The sequence below is a fragment of the Buttiauxella noackiae ATCC 51607 genome, from assembly GCF_001654865.1.
In the GTDB taxonomy this organism is placed as follows: Bacteria; Pseudomonadota; Gammaproteobacteria; order Enterobacterales; family Enterobacteriaceae; genus Buttiauxella; species Buttiauxella noackiae.
Window position 1 is genome coordinate 15,541 of sequence record NZ_LXEO01000044.1, and the last position, 18,975, is coordinate 34,515.

21 protein-coding genes and 1 riboswitch are annotated in these 18,975 nt (G+C 51.0%); of the genes, 16 read left to right on the forward strand and 5 right to left on the reverse strand.

What is annotated here, in order from left to right:
• Positions 1-239 precede the first annotated feature (239 nt).
• From M979_RS14030 to ruvX, 7 genes are all read left to right on the forward strand, one after another.
• Positions 240-1,634, forward strand: coding sequence for a sugar porter family MFS transporter (locus M979_RS14030; protein WP_034457783.1), 1,395 nt, complete (start codon positions 240-242; stop codon positions 1,632-1,634).
• 71 nt (positions 1,635-1,705) lie between these two features.
• A complete protein-coding gene (locus M979_RS14035; RefSeq protein WP_074388664.1) occupies positions 1,706-2,221 on the forward strand; it encodes a SprT family zinc-dependent metalloprotease in 516 nt (171 codons plus the stop codon).
• A gap of 92 nt (positions 2,222-2,313) precedes the next feature.
• Positions 2,314-3,021: a deoxyribonuclease I gene (gene endA / locus M979_RS14040; protein WP_064555307.1), complete on the forward strand. Its 708-nt coding sequence runs from the start codon at positions 2,314-2,316 to the stop codon at positions 3,019-3,021.
• Positions 3,022-3,105: 84 nt separating this feature from the next.
• Complete coding sequence (gene rsmE / locus M979_RS14045; RefSeq protein WP_064555308.1) at positions 3,106-3,837, forward strand: 16S rRNA (uracil(1498)-N(3))-methyltransferase; 732 nt, start codon at positions 3,106-3,108, stop codon at positions 3,835-3,837.
• 14 nt (positions 3,838-3,851) lie between these two features.
• Positions 3,852-4,799, forward strand: coding sequence for a glutathione synthase (gshB, locus tag M979_RS14050; protein ID WP_034457791.1), 948 nt, complete (start codon positions 3,852-3,854; stop codon positions 4,797-4,799).
• A gap of 131 nt (positions 4,800-4,930) precedes the next feature.
• On the forward strand, positions 4,931-5,494 hold the full coding sequence (locus M979_RS14055; RefSeq protein WP_064555309.1) for a YqgE/AlgH family protein: 564 nt from the start codon (positions 4,931-4,933) through the stop codon (positions 5,492-5,494).
• On the forward strand, positions 5,494-5,913 hold the full coding sequence (gene ruvX / locus M979_RS14060) for a Holliday junction resolvase RuvX (RefSeq protein WP_034457792.1): 420 nt from the start codon (positions 5,494-5,496) through the stop codon (positions 5,911-5,913). The genes M979_RS14055 and ruvX overlap by 1 nt, the downstream gene beginning before the upstream one ends.
• 13 nt (positions 5,914-5,926) lie before the next feature.
• Here ruvX and M979_RS14065 read toward each other — a convergent pair whose 3' ends face one another.
• Positions 5,927-6,952, reverse strand: coding sequence for a type IV pilus twitching motility protein PilT (locus M979_RS14065; RefSeq protein WP_064555310.1), 1,026 nt, complete (start codon positions 6,950-6,952; stop codon positions 5,927-5,929).
• A gap of 15 nt (positions 6,953-6,967) precedes the next feature.
• Here M979_RS14065 and M979_RS14070 point away from each other — a divergent pair, with 15 nt between their 5' ends.
• The 5 genes from M979_RS14070 to hemW are packed head-to-tail and all read left to right on the forward strand — an operon-like array spanning position 6,968 to position 10,290.
• Positions 6,968-7,672: a YggS family pyridoxal phosphate-dependent enzyme gene (locus M979_RS14070; protein WP_064555311.1), complete on the forward strand. Its 705-nt coding sequence runs from the start codon at positions 6,968-6,970 to the stop codon at positions 7,670-7,672.
• A gap of 25 nt (positions 7,673-7,697) precedes the next feature.
• Positions 7,698-8,252 (forward strand): YggT family protein, encoded by a 555-nt coding sequence (locus M979_RS14075; protein WP_034457796.1) that lies wholly within the window; start codon positions 7,698-7,700, stop codon positions 8,250-8,252.
• A complete protein-coding gene (gene yggU / locus M979_RS14080; RefSeq protein WP_034457798.1) occupies positions 8,249-8,539 on the forward strand; it encodes a DUF167 family protein YggU in 291 nt (96 codons plus the stop codon). Before M979_RS14075 ends, yggU begins: the two co-directional genes overlap by 4 nt.
• A gap of 28 nt (positions 8,540-8,567) precedes the next feature.
• Positions 8,568-9,161, forward strand: a complete 594-nt coding sequence (locus M979_RS14085) for an XTP/dITP diphosphatase (RefSeq protein WP_034457800.1) — start codon at positions 8,568-8,570, stop codon at positions 9,159-9,161.
• Entirely contained in the window at positions 9,154-10,290 is a 1,137-nt protein-coding gene (hemW, locus tag M979_RS14090; protein ID WP_064555312.1) for a radical SAM family heme chaperone HemW, read from the forward strand. Before M979_RS14085 ends, hemW begins: the two co-directional genes overlap by 8 nt.
• 95 nt (positions 10,291-10,385) lie before the next feature.
• Here hemW and M979_RS14095 read toward each other — a convergent pair whose 3' ends face one another.
• Both M979_RS14095 and sgrT read right to left on the reverse strand, forming a co-directional pair.
• Positions 10,386-11,564 (reverse strand): sugar efflux transporter, encoded by a 1,179-nt coding sequence (locus tag M979_RS14095; protein ID WP_034457805.1) that lies wholly within the window; start codon positions 11,562-11,564, stop codon positions 10,386-10,388.
• 141 nt (positions 11,565-11,705) lie between these two features.
• Positions 11,706-11,867 carry a glucose uptake inhibitor SgrT gene (gene sgrT / locus M979_RS22595; RefSeq protein ID WP_072009465.1) on the reverse strand — a complete coding sequence of 54 codons (162 nt, stop codon included), beginning with the start codon at positions 11,865-11,867 and terminating at the stop codon, positions 11,706-11,708.
• A gap of 93 nt (positions 11,868-11,960) precedes the next feature.
• Between sgrT and sgrR the strand changes: the two genes are divergently transcribed.
• From sgrR to thiQ, 4 genes are all read left to right on the forward strand, one after another.
• Positions 11,961-13,649: an HTH-type transcriptional regulator SgrR gene (gene sgrR, locus M979_RS14100; protein ID WP_034457807.1), complete on the forward strand. Its 1,689-nt coding sequence runs from the start codon at positions 11,961-11,963 to the stop codon at positions 13,647-13,649.
• A gap of 25 nt (positions 13,650-13,674) precedes the next feature.
• Positions 13,675-13,774, forward strand: a riboswitch (TPP riboswitch).
• A 36-nt stretch (positions 13,775-13,810) separates the two neighbouring features.
• Entirely contained in the window at positions 13,811-14,794 is a 984-nt protein-coding gene (gene thiB, locus M979_RS14105; RefSeq protein WP_064555313.1) for a thiamine ABC transporter substrate binding subunit, read from the forward strand.
• Positions 14,770-16,407 carry a thiamine/thiamine pyrophosphate ABC transporter permease ThiP gene (gene thiP / locus M979_RS14110; RefSeq protein ID WP_064555314.1) on the forward strand — a complete coding sequence of 546 codons (1,638 nt, stop codon included), beginning with the start codon at positions 14,770-14,772 and terminating at the stop codon, positions 16,405-16,407. The genes thiB and thiP overlap by 25 nt, the downstream gene beginning before the upstream one ends.
• Before the next feature lie 78 nt (positions 16,408-16,485).
• Positions 16,486-17,190, forward strand: coding sequence for a thiamine ABC transporter ATP-binding protein ThiQ (gene thiQ, locus M979_RS14115; RefSeq protein ID WP_064555315.1), 705 nt, complete (start codon positions 16,486-16,488; stop codon positions 17,188-17,190).
• Here the strand turns inward: thiQ and M979_RS14120 are convergent.
• Together M979_RS14120 and araC are read right to left on the reverse strand one after the other, a co-directional pair.
• Positions 17,174-17,947, reverse strand: coding sequence for a DedA family protein (locus M979_RS14120; RefSeq protein WP_064555316.1), 774 nt, complete (start codon positions 17,945-17,947; stop codon positions 17,174-17,176). The genes thiQ and M979_RS14120 overlap by 17 nt on opposite strands.
• Positions 17,948-18,112: 165 nt before the next feature.
• Positions 18,113-18,958: an arabinose operon transcriptional regulator AraC gene (gene araC, locus M979_RS14125; protein ID WP_034457817.1), complete on the reverse strand. Its 846-nt coding sequence runs from the start codon at positions 18,956-18,958 to the stop codon at positions 18,113-18,115.
• Between the last annotated feature and the right edge of the window lie 17 nt (positions 18,959-18,975).

The window sequence follows — 18,975 nt, forward strand, 5'->3', positions numbered from 1 at the left end:
TGCATGACAACTTTTTGTTGCTGCGCTAGTTACAAAATATTTCAGATTAGTCTCGCATGGAAAATTTTTGTTTTATTTTCTACACTCAATTCACTGTTTTAATTAAAAAAATTGCACATACAATTCTTGACACTAGTGTAACCGATTACACTAACGTGAGTTGAATCACACAATTTTACGTCGCGTTAACCTAATCTTAATAGCGAGATATCCCCCAAATTATTCAACTGGAGAGCAATATGCCTGAAATAAAAAAACAAGGGCGCTCGAACAAAAGCATGACCTTTTTTGTCTGTTTTCTTGCAGCCCTGGCCGGTTTGTTATTTGGCCTGGATATTGGCGTGATTGCCGGTGCGTTACCGTTTATCGCAAAAGATTTCCAGATAACTGCGCATCAGCAAGAGTGGGTTGTAAGTTCGATGATGTTTGGTGCAGCTGTCGGTGCCGTTGGCAGCGGTTGGCTCTCCTTCCGCATCGGGCGTAAATACAGCCTGATGATTGGTGCTGTGCTTTTCGTTGCAGGTTCACTGTGCTCTGCTTTTGCACCGAACACTGAAATTCTGATTCTCTCCCGTGTATTGCTCGGCCTGGCAGTCGGTGTTGCGTCTTATACCGCCCCACTTTATCTGTCTGAAATTGCCCCTGAAAAAATCCGTGGCAGCATGATCTCAATGTACCAGTTGATGATTACCATCGGTATTCTTGGCGCTTACCTTTCCGATACAGCTTTTAGCTATAACGGCTCATGGCGCTGGATGTTGGGTGTTATCACCATTCCTGCGTTGATCTTACTTGTTGGCGTCTTCTTCCTGCCAGACAGCCCACGCTGGTTCGCCGCGAAACGTCGCTTCCATGATGCTGAACGTGTGCTAATGCGCCTGCGCGATACCAGTGCAGAAGCTAAACGTGAACTGGAAGAAATCCGTGAAAGCCTGAAGGTAAAACAAAGTGGTTGGTCACTGTTTAAGGACAACAGCAACTTCCGTCGTGCCGTGTTCCTTGGTGTTCTGCTTCAGGTGATGCAACAGTTCACCGGTATGAACGTCATCATGTATTACGCACCGAAAATCTTCGAAATTGCAGGCTTCACAAATACCACTCAGCAAATGTGGGGCACCGTCATCGTAGGTCTTATCAACGTCCTGGCAACCTTCATTGCTATTGGTCTGGTGGACCGTTGGGGTCGTAAACCAACGCTCGTTCTGGGCTTCCTGGTTATGGCGGTAGGTATGGGTATTCTCGGCACCATGCTGCACGTCGGTATTCATTCCCAGGGTGCGCAATACTTTGCTATCGCCATGCTGTTGATGTTCATCGTTGGTTTTGCGATGAGTGCCGGCCCGCTGATTTGGGTGCTGTGTTCTGAAATCCAGCCGCTTAAAGGGCGCGATTTTGGTATCACCTGTTCCACCGCCACCAACTGGATTGCGAATATGATTGTCGGTGCAACGTTCCTGACCATGCTCAATACGCTGGGTAATGCGAATACTTTCTGGGTGTACGCGGCGTTGAACCTGTTCTTTATTGTTCTCACTGTGTGGCTGATTCCGGAAACCAAACACGTTTCCCTGGAACACATCGAACGTAACCTGATGAAAGGTCGTCGGTTACGTGAGATTGGTGCTCACGACTAACAATCACAAGCCCCTCTCCTCAACCGAGAGGGGCTTGCACCCTGTTCCACCTCGCACTATTCTTTGCCGCTATGAAATCCCCAAGACTCCCCATCGCTATCCAGCAGGCGGTTATGCGCTGCCTACGGGAAAAGCTTCAACAGGCAAATCTGCACTTAGGCCGTAACTACCCTGAACCGAAGCTGGTATATCAGCAGCGAGGCACGGCTGCGGGCACCGCATGGATGGATAGCTACGAAATCCGCCTCAATCCGGTGTTGTTAATGGAAAACCAGCAGACCTTTATTGATGAGGTAGTGCCGCACGAACTGGCTCATTTGTTGGTGTGGAAACACTTTGGTCGCGTAGCGCCGCATGGCAAAGAGTGGAAATGGATGATGGAAACAGTACTTGGCGTTCCTGCCCGCCGGACACATAAGTTTGAAGTGCAATCTGTTCGCAAAAACACCTTCCCCTATCACTGCCGTTGCCAACAGCATCAGTTGACGGTGCGCCGCCATAACAAAGTCTTGCGCGGCGAATCAGAATACCGCTGCGCGCAATGTGGCGACCTGTTAAAACCCGACGTTACAACCTCCTGTAATTAAAAATATTATTCATAAAGTTTCCTGATTTACCTTATTGAATCCCAATAAAGCTTCAAGTACGGTGCGAGCACGTTTTAAAAAGGATTCTGGAAATGTCTCGCAAAATTTCTTTGGCTGTTGCACTTGTTGCAGCCCTCTGCTCTTTCTCCACGTTCAGCACCGGTATCAATAATTTCTCTCAGGCTAAAGCGGCTGGTGCAAAAGTGAATGCCGATGCGCCAGGCGACTTCTATTGCGGATGTAAAATTAACTGGGAAGGGAAAAAGGGTGTTCCCGATCTAGAGTCATGCGGCTACAAAGTGCGTAAAAATGAAAACCGCGCCTCACGTATCGAATGGGAACATGTTGTTCCAGCCTGGCAGTTCGGCCACCAGCGCCAGTGTTGGCAAGATGGTGGTCGTAAAAACTGCGCTAAGGACCCGGAATATCGCAAGATGGAAAGCGATATGCATAATCTGCAACCGGCTGTAGGTGAAGTAAATGCTGACCGTAACAACTTTATGTATAGCCAGTGGAATGGTGGTGAAGGCCAGTACGGGCAATGCGCAATGAAAGTGGACTTCAAAGAAAAGATTGCCGAGCCACCAGCGCGTGCCCGGGGTGCTATCGCCCGCACTTACTTCTATATGCGTGACCAATATCAGCTCAACCTTTCTCGCCAGCAAACACAACTGTTTGAGGCGTGGAATAAGCAATATCCCGTCACCACCTGGGAGTGCGAACGCGACGAACGAATCGCTAAAGTTCAGGGCAATCATAACCCTTATGTGCTGCGGGCTTGCCAGGCACAAAACAGCTAACCTACACTAGCGGGAATTGTTTCTGTCCCCTCTCTCTGCAGGAGAGGGAGAATATATACATCTGATTTTGGATCATAAAAAACCATGCGCATACCCCGCATTCATCACCCTGAACTCCTTTGTGTCGGCCAGGACATTGCACTTTGTGAAGACGCAGCAAATCATGTTGGCCGCGTACTACGCATGAGTGCAGGCCATGCGCTGCAATTGTTTGACGGCAGCAATCAGGTTTTTGAGGCTGAAATTGTTCAGGCCGATAAAAAAAGCGTGCGGGTAAAAGTCCTCAGCGCGAGCGTTGATGACCGTGAGTCCCCACTTCATCTACATCTCGGCCAGGTGATGTCGCGCGGTGAAAAGATGGAATTCACGATTCAGAAAGCAGTCGAGCTGGGTGTGAATGTGATTACGCCTTTGTTTTCCGAGCGCTGTGGCGTAAAACTGGATGCCGAACGCCTGAATAAGAAGCTTGGGCAATGGCAGAAAATTGCTATTGCAGCCTGCGAGCAATGCGGCCGGAATATCGTGCCGGAAGTTCGCCCAGCGATGGATTTGGAAGCGTGGTGTGCGGAACAAGATGACAGCCTGAAACTGAATCTGCATCCTCGTGCCAGCGCCAGTATTAATACATTGCCGCAACCTGTTGAACGTGTGCGCTTACTTATCGGCCCGGAAGGCGGTTTAACGGCTGATGAAATTGCCATGACCGCACGTCATCAGTTTACTGATATTCTGTTGGGACCTCGCGTTCTGCGTACTGAGACTACCGCGCTCACCGCCATTACCGCGCTGCAAGTGCGCTTTGGCGATCTGGGCTAAAACGGAGAAAAACAATGATCAAGCTCGGCATCGTGATGGATCCCATCGCAAACATTAACATTAAGAAAGACTCAAGCTTTGCCATGCTGCTGGAAGCCCAGCGCCGTGGTTATGAACTGCATTACATGGAAATGGCCGATCTGTATTTGATCAACGGCGAAGCACACGCACGCACTCGCCTGGTCACTGTCGAGCAGAATTACGATAAATGGTACGAATTTGGTAGTGAGCAAGACATCCAGCTTGCCGATCTCGACGTTGTATTGATGCGTAAAGACCCGCCGTTTGATACCGAATTTATCTACGCAACTTACATTCTTGAGCGCGCCGAAGAACAAGGCACATTGATCGTTAACAAACCGCAAAGCCTGCGCGATTGTAACGAAAAGCTGTTCACCGCCTGGTTTGCAGATTTAACTCCAGAAACGCTGGTGACGCGCAACAAAGCGCAGCTTAAAGCATTCTGGCAAAAACATGGCGACATCATCCTCAAGCCGTTAGATGGCATGGGTGGTGCTTCAATTTTCCGTGTTAAAGAAGGCGACCCTAACATTGGTGTTATCGCTGAAACACTGACTGAACTCGGCAACCGTTACTGCATGGCGCAAAATTACCTGCCTGCGATTGTTGACGGTGACAAACGTGTTCTGGTGGTGGATGGTGAACCTGTTCCATATTGCCTGGCGCGTATTCCACAAGGCGGCGAAACTCGTGGCAACCTGGCAGCGGGTGGCCGTGGCGAACCGCGTCCTTTGACAGAAAGCGACTGGGAAATTGCCCGTCGTGTTGGCCCTACTCTTAAAGCGAAAGGGCTGATTTTTGTTGGCCTGGATATCATTGGCGATCGCCTGACTGAGATTAACGTCACCAGCCCAACATGCATTCGCGAAATCGAAGCCGAATTCCCGGTTTCTATTACCGGCATGTTGTTTGACGCAATCGAAAAACGCCTGGCTAAATAGTCCGGCGCACCTCTTTTAAAGAGGTACGGCCCAAGGATGGGCCAAGTGTCCAGAGCAGTTCAACAGTGATAAACTGGCTATTGTCTGCGCATCAAATGTCGCTTTTTCAACCGGAACCAGAACCTCTGACAATGAATTTACAGCATCACTTTCTAATTGCCATGCCGGCGCTCCAGGATCCTCTGTTTAAGCGAGCAGTCGTTTATGTTTGTGAATACAACGATGAAGGCGCTATGGGGATAATCATTAACAAGCCCCTCGAAAACCTCCAGGTTGACGGTGTTCTGCAAAAACTCAAGATCGAACCAGAACCACGTGACCCAGCTATTCGCCTTGATAAACCTGTTTTTATTGGCGGCCCGCTGGCGGAAGACCGTGGTTTTATTTTGCACACCCCACCAGATTGTTTCGCCTCCAGCATCCGTATTTCGGATGACACTGTGATCACCACATCTCGTGATGTCCTGGAAACTATCGGCACATCAAAACAACCTGCAGATGTGATTGTTGCACTCGGTTACTCATCGTGGGAAAAGGGGCAACTGGAACAAGAGATTCTGGACAATGCGTGGCTAACCGCTCCGGCAGATGCCTCTATTCTGTTCCACACCCCGATTTCTGAACGCTGGCGTGAAGCCGCAAAATTAATCGGCATTGATATCCATAATATGCCAAGTGAAGCGGGACACGCCTGATGAGCAGTGGAACTTTATTAGCCTTTGATTTCGGTACCAAAAGTATTGGTGTCGCCATCGGCCAACGCATTACCAGAACGGCACGCCCCTTAACTGCACTGAAAGCACAAGACGGCACCCCCGACTGGAACGTTATCGAGAAAATCCTCAAAGAGTGGCAACCTGATGAAGTTGTCGTGGGTTTACCACTGAATATGGATGGCACCGAGCAACCACTCACCGCCCGTGCGCGTAAATTTGCTAATCGCCTGCATGGCCGGTTTGGCGTAAAAGTCTCTTTGCAGGATGAACGCCTGAGTACCGTTGAAGCACGCGCAGGGTTATTCGAGCACGGTGGTTTCCGCGCGCTCAATAAAGGCAGCATTGACTCTGCATCGGCGGTTATCATTCTTGAAAGCTGGTTTGACTATAACCCTTAAGCCCTGCCTCTGATTAGCTCCATCCCTCTTCATTCGGAGAGGGTGAAAGCACTTCATTCGCAAGCTCTCCTTGTGCATGTAACAAAGCTTCGCACTGCGCAAAACTCTGCATACCGTATTGCTGCCCGGTTTGAATCAGCCCTGGTAACTGATGCGTCTTGCCTTCGCGGATAAGGCTTGCCACGGCGGGTGTATTAACCAGTAATTCGAATGCAGCCACCCTTCCCCCGCAGCTATCAGGCAATAATTTCTGCGCCAGCACTGCTTTTAAACTGCCCGCAAGCTGGCTACGCACCATGTTTTTTTCTTCTGCAGGAAAGACATCTACCAACCGTTCCACGGCTTGTGCCGCCCCGCGAGTGTGGAGGGTTGCCAGTACCAGATGCCCAGTTTCTGCGGCGGTAAGTGCAAGGCGGATAGTTTCACTGTCACGTAATTCCCCGAGCAAAATAACGTCGGGATCTTCACGAAGTGCCGCGCGTAAACCGGCAGAAAATGAACGGCAATGCTGGCCTGGCTCTCGCTGTTGAATCAAACAACGCTTCGAGTGGTGTACAAATTCAATCGGGTCTTCCAGTGTGAGAATGTGCCCGTCGAGCTGATGATTCAGGTTGTCTACCATCGCGGCGAGCGTGGTGGATTTCCCACTGCCTGTGGCCCCCGTCACCAGAATCAATCCATCAGCAGATTTCAGTAATTCCGGGATGATGGCAGGAACGTTTAACGACTCAAGTTTTGGACTGTGGGAAGCAAGTATCCGTAATACTAGTGAGACACCCTGCATCTGGCGAAAGGCGTTGGCACGCAGCCGCGTACCGCTGACGAGGGTCACAGCAAAATCCAATTGTCCGTGCTCTTCCAGCTCTTCTCTTTGCCCGTTTGTCAGCCAGGTGTCCAGCAACGTTGCGGGTAATGGAACGTTTTCGGGTAAAGGTTCAAGTCGCCCTCGTCTACGCCAGCGAGCAGGAAGCTGTGCACACAGGTGTAGATCAGAGACGTTATGCTTTACACTAAGGGCCACAATTTCTTCGATATCCATATCACTTTTCAATCTATGAACGAGATAGCGCACAATCTGGCACAGGTTCAGAACAAAATCCTGGTGGCAACTGAACGCTGCGGCCGTGCTCCAGAAGAAGTTACTCTGCTTGCAGTCAGTAAAACTAAGCCTGCGAGTGCCATCGCAGAAGCTATTGCTGCCGGCCAACGAGTCTTTGGTGAAAACTACGTTCAAGAAGGCGTGGACAAAATTCGTTACTTTGCCGAAAACGGTGAGACCCCACTGGAATGGCACTTTATCGGCCCATTACAGTCGAACAAAAGCCGTCTGGTTGCTGAACATTTTGACTGGTGCCATACCGTCGATCGTTTGCGAATTGCAACGCGGCTGAACGAGCAGCGTCCAACTGAGCTGCCGCCGCTTAACGTACTGATTCAAATTAATATTAGTGATGAGCAAAGCAAATCCGGCATTGCGCTCAATGAGCTTGATGCACTGGCAGCTGATGTCGCTGCTCTGCCGGGTTTGGTGTTACGAGGTTTGATGGCAATTCCTGCCCCTGAACCTGATTACGAGCATCAGTTAGCGGTTTGCCAGAAAATGGCAGACGCTTTCACATCGCTCAAAAACCGTTATCCAACGGTTGATACGTTGTCCCTGGGCATGACCGATGACATGGACGCCGCGATTGCTGCAGGCAGCACCATGGTGCGCATTGGAACCGCTATTTTCGGCGCGCGGGATTACCCTGCTCGCTAATTCATTATAATTATTGAGGAACGCCATGCTGACGTTGACTTTCCTGGTCAAAACGCTGATTGAACTGTATGTAATGGTGCTGCTGATTCGCATCTGGATGCAGTGGTCACGTTGTGATTTTTATAATCCTTTTGCACAGTTTATCGTCAAGATTACTCAACCGATTGTCGGGCCACTGCGCCGGGTAATTCCATCGATTGGCCCGATTGATACATCTTCATTGTTGCTGGCGTTTATTCTCACCACGATGAAGTATCCAATTTTGCTACTTATTCAAGTGGGCGCATTGTCACTTGACCCGATGAACTTACTGGTTGGCCTGTTATCACTGCTGAAATCCGCCGGTACGCTGGTGTTCTGGGTGATTATAATTCGCTCACTGATGAGTTGGATTAGCCAGGGCCGCAGCCCAGTTGAATACGTACTGATGCAACTGACTGAACCGATGATGGCACCGATTCGCCGTGTGATTCCGGCGATGGGCGGAATTGATTTCTCCGCGATGGTCGTCATTTTGATTCTCTACGCACTGAACTACCTCGGCATGGACTTGTTCCCGGGGCTTTGGTATTTGCTGTGAGTGCAGTGAGTCAAACCGAGGATGGGCTGGTTTTACGGCTATATATTCAGCCTAAAGCCAGCCGCGATAGCATTGTTGGATTGCATGGCGACGAGTTAAAAGTCGCCATCACCGCCCCACCGATAGACGGCAAAGCCAACGCCCATCTGGTAAAGTATTTGGCTAAGTTGTTCCGCGTTGCCAAAAGCCAGGTTCTGGTTGAGAAAGGTGAGTTGGGCCGCCACAAGCAAATTAAGATTATCAACCCGCAACAAATCCCGACGGAAGTCGCGGCATTGCTCGATTAATCATCTAATTTCACAGGATTTTCTCACTATGCAAAAAGTTGTCCTCGCGACCGGCAATGCCGGAAAAGTGCGTGAACTCGCTGATTTACTGGCCGATTTTGGTCTGGATGTTGTGGCACAAACTGAACTGGGTGTTGAGTCTGCTGAAGAAACTGGCCTGACATTTATCGAGAATGCCATTCTGAAAGCACGCCATGCATCACAAGTTACTGGCCTGCCTGCAATTGCCGATGACTCTGGTCTGGCTGTTGATGTACTCGGCGGCGCGCCGGGGATTTACTCCGCACGCTATGCCGGAGTTGATGCTTCAGATCAACAGAACCTGGAAAAGTTACTCGCTACACTGAAAGATGTGCCGGACGAGCAACGCAAAGCACGTTTCCACTGCGTGCTGGTGTATATGCGCCATGCAGAAGATCCCACGCCACTCGTGTGTCACGGTAGCTGGGAAGGTCAAATTACCCGCGAAGCCGCAGGCCAGGGTGGCTTTGGCTACGACCCCATTTTCTTTGTCCCGAGTGAAGGCAAAACTGCCGCTGAACTGACTCGCGATGAAAAACGTGCGATTTCCCACCGTGGGCAAGCGCTAAAACTGTTACTGGAAGCAATGAAAAATGGCTAATTTGCCACCTCTGAGTCTCTATATTCACATCCCGTGGTGCGTACAGAAGTGCCCCTACTGTGACTTCAACTCTCATGCACTCAAAGGCGACGTACCGCACGACGAGTATGTCGCCCATCTGTTGCGCGATCTGGATAACGACGCGCCAATGGCACAAGGACGTGAAATAAAGACCATCTTTATTGGTGGCGGTACGCCGAGCCTGCTTTCAGGTGAGGCGATGCAAAATCTGCTCGACGGTGTGCGTGCTCGCCTGCCGTTGGCAGCTGATGCGGAAATCACAATGGAAGCCAACCCCGGAACGGTGGAAGCAGACCGCTTCGTGAGCTATCAACGTGCGGGAGTGAACCGAATTTCTATCGGCGTGCAGAGTTTTAGCGAACCAAAATTGAAGCGTCTGGGGCGTATCCACGATTCAGGTGAAGCGAAACGTGCAGCACACCTCGCGAGCGGGCTTGGCTTGCGCAGCTTTAACCTGGATTTGATGCACGGCCTGCCGGATCAAACTTTGGAAGAAGCGCTCGACGATTTGCGCCAGGCTATTGAGCTCAGCCCTCCGCATCTTTCCTGGTATCAGCTGACGATTGAGCCAAACACGCTGTTTAGCTCACGCCCGCCAAAATTGCCGGATGACGACGCGTTGTGGGATATTTTCGAGCAAGGCGACAAGCTGCTGACCGCTGCGGGTTACCAGCAATATGAAACCTCTGCCTATGCAAAACCGGGTTACCAGTGCCAGCACAACCTGAACTACTGGCGCTTTGGTGATTACCTGGGGATTGGCTGCGGCGCGCACGGCAAAGTGACATTCCCAGATGGCCGTATTTTGCGTACCGCTAAAACCCGCCATCCGCGTGGTTATATGGAAGGTAAATACCTCGACAAGCAGCACGATGTGGAGCAAGGCGACAAACCGTTCGAGTTCTTTATGAACCGTTTCCGTCTGCTGGAAGCCGCGCCGCGTAAAGAATTTAGCCTGTATACCGGGCTTGATGAGTCGGTGATTCGTGCGCAGTTAGACGAGGCAATTGCTAAAGATTATTTGGTTGAAACAGAGGATTATTGGCAGATTACCGAGCATGGGAAGCTGTTTTTGAATTCGCTGTTGGAACTGTTTTTAGCTGAATAATCAGGAATTATTTGGCGGATGACGCTACGCTTATCCGCCCTACTAAGTGCAGTTGTAGGTTGGATAAGCGTAGCGTCATCCGACATAATTTCGGCTTAAATATTCTTCACCCGGCTCGTCAAAATCAACGCCAGTACCGACAGCCCGGCAATCAGCCAGTACACCGAATGGTGCCCAAAACTCTCCGCCAACGCTCCCTGTAAAACCCCTGCCAGAATCACACCCGTCGAGATACTATTGGTGAATAATGTGGTTGCAGACCCCGGCCTACCCGGCATTAAATCCTGGAACCACAACATTCCAATACCGGCGACAATACCAATAAACACCGCGTTAAAGAGCTGGAGCAATAGCAACGCCGTGCGGCTATGGAATAGAATTAAGCCGACGTAGAACAACACGCCAGCCGCCACAGCAATCACCATCATGCGCCGCTTGCCAAAACGCTTCACGTAATAGCCCGCAAGAATCATTGCCGGGATCTCAAGACCCGCAGCCGTTCCCATCAGAAGCCCCGCCAACGATTCGGGCAGCCCTAAATCACTGCTGACCCACAACGGCATGTCGATGATATACATGGTGTTGCAGGTCCACATCAGCATCGAGGCGATAAACAGCATACGGACGTTTTTGTCTTTCCAGCCGCTGACCTGGGTAAGCGCCACATCAGCGGGCTGTTCAATTCTTGCGACTGAAGGAAGTGCGAAGAAAATTAGCGCAAGCGAGATAACGAAAATCCCGGCCGCGATAAGAAACATGGTGGTAAAGCCGTAATTTAACGCGAGCATAAACGACAATGGCGGGCCAATAACCCAGGCAAGCGAGAGCTGCGCACGCATGATCGAGCTGAACATCACCACTTCACGCGCAGAGTTATCGGCATACTCACGGGCAAGGGCGAAAATTTGCGGCATGGCGGTATTAGCAATAGACGCGAACATGACGCCAACGGTGATTAACGTCAGGTAATGACGGTTAAAAGCAAAAAGCACACAGTTTGCTACTGCCATCATGCAACAAACCATAATCAGTTTGCGGCGATCGCCCTGATTATCTGAACGCTTCGCCAGTGCCAGGCTGACGAGAATCCCGGCTATCGCATTGACGGTATAAAACAGACCGACCCAGAATGGGCGCACCTCTACTTCGCGACTTAAAAACAGGCTAAGAGTGGGCGCCTGGAGTGCCCCCGCAATCCCCATCATGAAAGCCACAATCATAAATGCGGCATATACCGGATTGAGGCGGCGTCCTTTGGTCAGAAACCAAATCATGCAGAAATTCCTTTTGTTCGAGCGCTCACTGGGTGTGCAAAACGTAAACTATACCTTAATGACGGGCATAAAAAAGCCAGCAGGAACAATCTGCTGGCCAGGTGAAATTCACCAATTCTCAGTCACACATGTATCAACGAGTCAGTGCTTCACGGTCACGGAAGTTGTCACCTCCCACTGCATTAAGTCCTCAAGCATCCTTAGACGTTGCGATGCTGTCAGGCGAGCCAGCCATCCAGCGGAAACACTTTGGGTTGCGGTAAAATACTGTTGATAGAACTTAATAACTGGCGACCGTTTCATATACATCTCCACTTCCTCGTTTCAACGTTGTTAATTATTGGCGTAATATGAGGAGAGTTAAATTGATGAGTTTCTGACGGGAGTTCCTCTTTTATGTCCAGCGGTCGTCTACAACAACAGTTCATACGTTTATGGCAATACTTTGAAGGTAAGCCGCAGGAAACCACGCTTAATGAGCTGGCAGATCTGCTGAATTGCTCCCGTCGCCATATGCGTACGCTACTGAGTGCAATGCAGGAAAAAGGCTGGCTCAGTTGGAAAGCAGAGGTCGGGCGCGGCAAGCGTTCACAGCTGGAATTCCTGTATACCGGCCTTGCACTGCAACAACAGCGGGCTGAAGATCTTCTTGAGCAAGACAGAATTGATCAATTGGTGCAGATCGTTGGTGATAAAGCCGCTGTACGCCAAATGTTGATTTCGCATCTTGGCCGTAGCTTCCGTCAGGGGCGGCATATCCTGCGCGTTCTCTATTACCGCCCGCTGTTAAATCTATTACCAGGCTCGGCTTTACGTCGTTCAGAAACCCATATTGCCCGGCAAATTTTCAGCGGATTAATCCGTATAAATGAGGAAAATGGGGAACTGGAAGCAGATATTGCCCATCACTGGCAGCAAATTTCCCCATTACATTGGCGTTTTTATCTGCGCCCCGGCGTTCATTTCCACCATGGACGTGAGCTGGATATGCTGGATGTAATGACGTCCCTGCAACGCATTAATAGCTTGCCGCTGTATTCACACATCACGCAAATTACCTCTCCAACTGCATGGACGCTGGATATTATGCTTTCGCAACCGGACAACTGGTTGCCGTGGCTGCTGGGTAGCGTCAATGCCATGATTCTGCCGCGTGAATGGCAAACCCTGAGCAATTTTTCCCGCCAGCCAGTCGGTACTGGGCCGTACTCTGTCGTACGCAATAATACTAACCAACTGAAGATTCAGGCTTACGATGATTACTTTGGCTATCGCGCACTCATTGACGAGGTAAATTTCTGGGTATTGCCGGAGATCGGTGAAGATGTCAGTTGCGCAGTGCAACTGTCGGGCATGCCTGACAGTGAAAAAGCCGTAGAAAGCCGCCTGGAAGAAGGCTGCTATTACATTTTGTTTGATAGACGATCCGAATCTGGCAGTAATGATGAAGTTCGCCGCTGGCTAAGCCATGTATTGGCCCCCATCCATCTGCTTTATAGCGCAGGAGCTCAAAACCAACAGTACTGGTTCCCGGCGTATGGGTTATTGCCGCGCTGGCACCACGCACGTCCACAACCGGTGCTTGAAAAACCTGCTGGTCTGGAATCTGTAACGCTGACGTTTTATCGCGATCACGTCGAACACAGAGTTATCAGTAAAGTCATGGAGGAATTGCTGGCTCGCGTAGGGGTTAAGCTTGTGGTGCAGGAGGTTAGCTATGAGGAGTGGCACCAGGGCAATGCTGAAAGCGATATCTGGCTTAACAGCGCGAACTTCACCCTACCGCTGGAGTTTTCCCTCTATTCTCATCTTTATGAAGTGCCGTTGATTCAAAAATGCATCGCAAATGACTGGGAAACCGATACCCGCAAATGGCATAACGGCGAACTTTCGCTACCTGAATGGTGCCAAAAACGAGTTGAAAACAATGATATTTTGCCGTTAATCCACCACTGGCTGCGTATTGAAGGGCAGCGCAGTATGCGTGGTGTACGCATGAACACACTGGGCTGGTTTGACTTTAAATCGGCATGGTTTGCGCCGCCGGAACCACAATCCGTGAATACGGGTAAAGAGCTTTCGTAAGATTCACAAAATCATTACAATGCACGCGTTCTCAACGGGGTGCTAAGACGAAAGTCTGGCTGAGATAATACCCGTCGAACCTGATCCGGATAACGCCGGCGAAGGGATTTGAGGCTCAATTCTCAAAGTCCTTTGCCACCCCTAATTCCAAGAGGTGCAAAGTGTTCAAAAAATTCCTGCCGTTACTGGCACTCATCGCAGCCCCTGTTTTTGCAAAACCCCTGCTGACTGTTTACACCTACGACTCTTTTGCTGCCGATTGGGGTCCTGGCCCTGCGGTGAAAAAGGCCTTTGAAGCTGACTGCAATTGCGAGCTGAAATTTGTTGCCCTCGAAGATGGCGTTTCACTACTTAACCGTCTGCGCATGGAAGGTAAAAACAGCAAAGCCGACGTAGTTCTGGGGCTTGATAACAACCTGCTGGAAGCGGCTGCACAAACTAAACTGTTCGCCCCGAGCAACGTCGACACCGGTTCACTAAAAATCCCAGGCGGCTGGAATAACAGTACGTTCGTGCCGTTCGACTACGGTTATTTCGCCTTTGTGTATGACAAAAACAAACTCAAAAATCCGCCAAAAAGCCTGAAAGAATTAGTCGAAAGCGACCAAAAATGGAAGGTAATTTACCAGGATCCACGCACCAGCACGCCGGGTTTAGGTCTGCTGTTATGGATGCAGAAAGTTTACGGCGACAAAACGCCTGAAGCCTGGGCGAAACTGGCGAAGAAAACCGTCACCGTCACTAAAGGCTGGTCTGAGGCCTACGGCCTGTTCCTGAAAGGCGAAGGCGACCTGGTGATGAGCTACACCACATCTCCGGCGTATCACATCATTGAAGAGAAAAAAGATTACTACGCGGCAGCCAATTTCAGCGAAGGGCACTATTTGCAGGTGGAAGTGGCGGGTCGCCTGGCTTCAAGCAAGCAGCCAGAGCTGGCAGCGAAATTCATGAAATTCATCACCACGCCTGAGTTCCAGAACACGATCCCAACCGGCAACTGGATGTACCCGGTCACAGACGTGAAATTACCAGAAGGCTTTAATAGCCTGGTCAAACCGCAGACTACGCTGGAATTTAGCCCGCAAGACGTCTCTTCCCATCGCGCCAGCTGGATTAGTGAATGGCAACGCTCCGTCAGCCGCTGATCCCAGGCTGGCTGATTCCAGGGCTATGCGCCGCCACTCTCGTGGTCACCGTAGCCCTGGCTGCTTTTCTGGCATTGTGGTTGAACGCGCCGCAAACCGATATCCGCGCTTTGGTGCAGGATAGTTATTTGTGGCACGTACTGCGCTTTTCCTTCTGGCAAGCGTTTCTCTCAGCCGCCCTTTCCGTGTTACCAGCCATTTTTCTTGCCCGGGCACTTTATCGACGCCATTTCCCAGGGCGGCTCGCGCTGTTGCGTTTGTGCGCCATGACGCTGGTTTTGCCAGTGTTGGTGGCAGTGTTCGGGATTCTGACGGTGTATGGTCGCGAAGGCTGGCTGGCCTCATTTTGCGCCTGGCTGGGAATTGAGTGGGCATTTTCACCCTACGGCCTGAAAGGCATTTTGCTGGCCCACGTTTTTTTCAATATGCCGATGGCGACACGCCTGCTTCTTCAGGCACTGGAAAATATCCCCAGCGAACAACGACAGGTCGCCGCGCAGTTGGGAATGCAGGGTTGGAACTTCTTCCGCTTTGTAGAGTGGCCGTGGTTACGCCGCCAGATCCTTCCTGCCGCCGCACTGATTTTCATGCTCTGCTTCGCAAGTTTTGCCACGGTGCTTTCACTGGGCGGTGGGCCCCAGGCAACCACCATTGAACTGGCCATTTTCCAGGCGCTCAGTTATGACTACGATCCCGCTCGTGCGGCATTGCTCGCATTAGTGCAAATGGTTTGCTGTTTAGGCCTGGTGCTAATGAGCCAACGGCTGAGCAAAGCGATTCCCGTTGGTATCAGCCAGATGGAGGGCTGGCGCGATCCGCAAGATAACCTGCGCCGCAAACTGTGCGACGGGCTGTTAATTTCACTCGCATTGCTGCTGTTATTGCCGCCACTTTTGGCGGTAATCATTGATGGCATTAATAGTGGTTTTAACACGGTATTGTCGCAGCCGATTCTCTGGCAGGCACTGTTCACCTCATTAAGAATTGCTGTTGGCGCGGGATTGATAAGTGTAGTCATCACGGTAATGCTGCTGTGGAGTTCGCGGGAATTGCGCCTGCGCAATCGTGCATTCGCAGGACAGGCGCTGGAACTCAGCGGCATGCTAATCCTCGCAATGCCGGGCATAGTGCTGGCGACCGGCTTTTTCCTGCTGCTCAATAACAGCGTGGGTTTGCCACAATCAGCCGATGGCATTGTGATTTTCACCAATGCGCTGATGGCGATCCCTTACGCGCTAAAAGTGCTGGAAAACCCGATGCTGGACGTCGCGGAACGCTACAACAAACTGTGCCAGTCGCTGAATATCAACGGCTTAAACCGCCTGCGTTATATCGAGTTGCGCGCCCTGAAACGCCCACTGGCGCAAGCCCTGGCATTTGCCTGCGTGCTGTCGATTGGTGATTTTGGCGTAGTGGCGCTGTTTGGTAATGAAGATTTCCGTACGCTGCCGTTCTATCTCTATCAACAAATTGGTTCATATCGCAGCCAGGATGGTGCCGTTACCGCGCTTATCCTGCTGATATTGTGCTTTGCTTTATTCACATTGATTGAAAAACTTCCGGGGCGCTCTTCCCAAAATCATTCGAGTTGCAGGAAGGCGGTAATTGAATGAAGCCAGGGAGCATAGAAAACTATGTGACCAGGATGAAAGAAGGCAGCCAACGCACCTGTAACTTGAAGGATGAAGGGAATGCTAACGCTGACTGATGTAACCTGGCTCTATCACCATTTACCGATGCGTTTTTCGATGCAGATCAACGCCGGAGAACGCGTTGCGGTGTTGGGACCTAGCGGAGCGGGGAAAAGTACGCTGCTCAGTTTGATTGCCGGTTTTCTGACGCCTGCCAGCGGGCAAATCATGCTAAATGGCAATGACCACACGGCGACTGCGCCAGCACAGCGCCCGGTGTCGATGCTGTTCCAGGAGAATAATCTATTCAACCACCTGACTGTGCGTCAGAACATTGGCCTCGGGTTAAATCCTGGCCTGAAGCTTAATGCCGCACAGCTCGAACGCCTGGCCACGATTGCCAACCAAATGGCGATAAGCGATTTACTCGACAGGCTGCCATCACAGCTTTCCGGTGGCCAGCGCCAGCGTGTCGCCCTTGCCCGCTGCCTGGTGCGCGAACAACCGATTTTGCTGCTCGATGAGCCATTTTCAGCACTCGACCCGGCACTGCGCCAGGAGATGCTGCAACTGCTTGATAATTTATGTCGCCAACAACAGCTGACGCTATTGATGGTGTCACACAGTATTGAAGATGCAGCGCGAATCGCTGAAAGAAGTCTTGTGGTGGTCGATGGCCGTATCGCCTGGGATGGCGACACGGCAACCTTATTGAGCGGAGAAGTTAGCGCATCAGCGTTGTTAGGTATTAGTGGTGCCCAGTGAGCACTTTCCAAAGAATACTGCGGTAAATCGGCATCATCGGGTGCATCTGAATGGCAACAAAGCTCCCCACCGCCAGCACGGCTATTGTTGGGGCTAACCAATGCAAACGAGATCGTGGCAGGTACTGAGTTAAACGATCGGTACTTGCTTTACCGCTGCGCCACCAGCGCCAACACAACCAGCCCGCCAGCCACAGCCCCAGAGCCACCAGTAGCAAGAGCCATTTAAAGCTGCTGCTTTGCATATCCGCAGGAATATCAATCGCGGCACCCGCCAGAATCCCCGGTAAAAAATAGATTGGTGGCCAGAAAATACAGCCAATAATGTTCGGGACGATAAATTTAGAAACCGGGAGATCAAGCATGCCTGCAACCATCGGCACCAGCGGTCGTGTCGGGCCAACAAAACGGCCAACCAGGATGGTAAACATGCTGTGCTGATGCAGCGCATGCTCGGTTTTATCCAGCAGCGCTTTGTTCTTTTTCATAAACGACCAGCGATGCAGCGGCCCTTTAAAGCGGCCTCCTAGCCAGAACGAAATCCAGTCGCCCAGCAGACAACCGATAATCCCCGCAGCCCAGGCATGATAGAACCCAACCTGACCGCCACCAATCAGCGCACCAAGCCCCGCCATCATTACTGTGCCAGGCAGGATAAGCCCCACCAGCGCCAGAGATTCCAGAAAAGCCACCAGCATCACTGCAAAAAGCGAGTACGCCACTGACTGAGTAATAAAGTGTTCCAGCAAAGCTTCCATAAAGCGTCCGTCGAGAAACGAGTGGGCGATTCTCCAGAGTGTGGATTCAAGCGTCAAGCCATGATTTGTATGATTATGTAGGCTAACTACAAAACCCATTCAGCCGTATGTCGGATAAGCGCAGCGTCCTCCGACATACATAAGGGCATCCAGTAAGGATAGCGGTTATTCGCAACCTGCACGAAACTCACTCGGACTTGCTCCGGTGCACTTCTTGAAAACTCGCGAAAAATAGAGCTGGTCTTCAAACCCGACATTGCGCCCGACGCTGGCAATCGGCATACGCGTAGTACTCAGCAATAGTTTGGCCTGCAAGATACGCTGGTCTTCGCGCCAGCTTAAAACGCTGACACCAAGCTGCTGGCGGAACAGATGCGACAGACGTGAAGGCGATAAGCAGACATGCTGCGCCACACCTGCAATATCAAAATGGTTATCGGCCAGATGGTCACTGATGTACTGGCAGGCATCACGAACGCGGTTATCAAGCGGTGGATTAAGCGATGCGCTCAGCACTTCCATGCGCCTCAACAACAGTTGCTCTAATAGGTTAATCGCCAGTAGTTCGGCGTAGCGCCCTTCCGCCTGACCGGCTTCGATAATCTGGCCAAACAACTGCGAAAAATTCTGCTGATGCGCATCATCCGGCCGGAAAAACCCGGTATGCGCAAAGATAGGATCCCAGTTTAACCACTCCTGCCAGTATGCACGTGGACGGAAGTACACCCACTGGTGATACCACTCTTTGCTGTCTGGAGCACGGCCATAATGATGCACCTCACCCGGCGGGAACAGAAGAATATCGCCTGGTCGGCAAACGTAGTTTTTGCCCTGATTATTGATAACACCTTCACCCTTCACCGTTAAATTCAGAATGTAACCTTTCATTCCTAATGGGCGGTCGATGAAGAAATCCAGCGGCCCATCGGCTTCAATCGGCGTTAATCCCGCAACTAAATGGGCATTAAAAGAGTACCCCGGCAACAGAGGGTCATTTTGCATTTCAGCCATCTACAAGCTCGCAATTC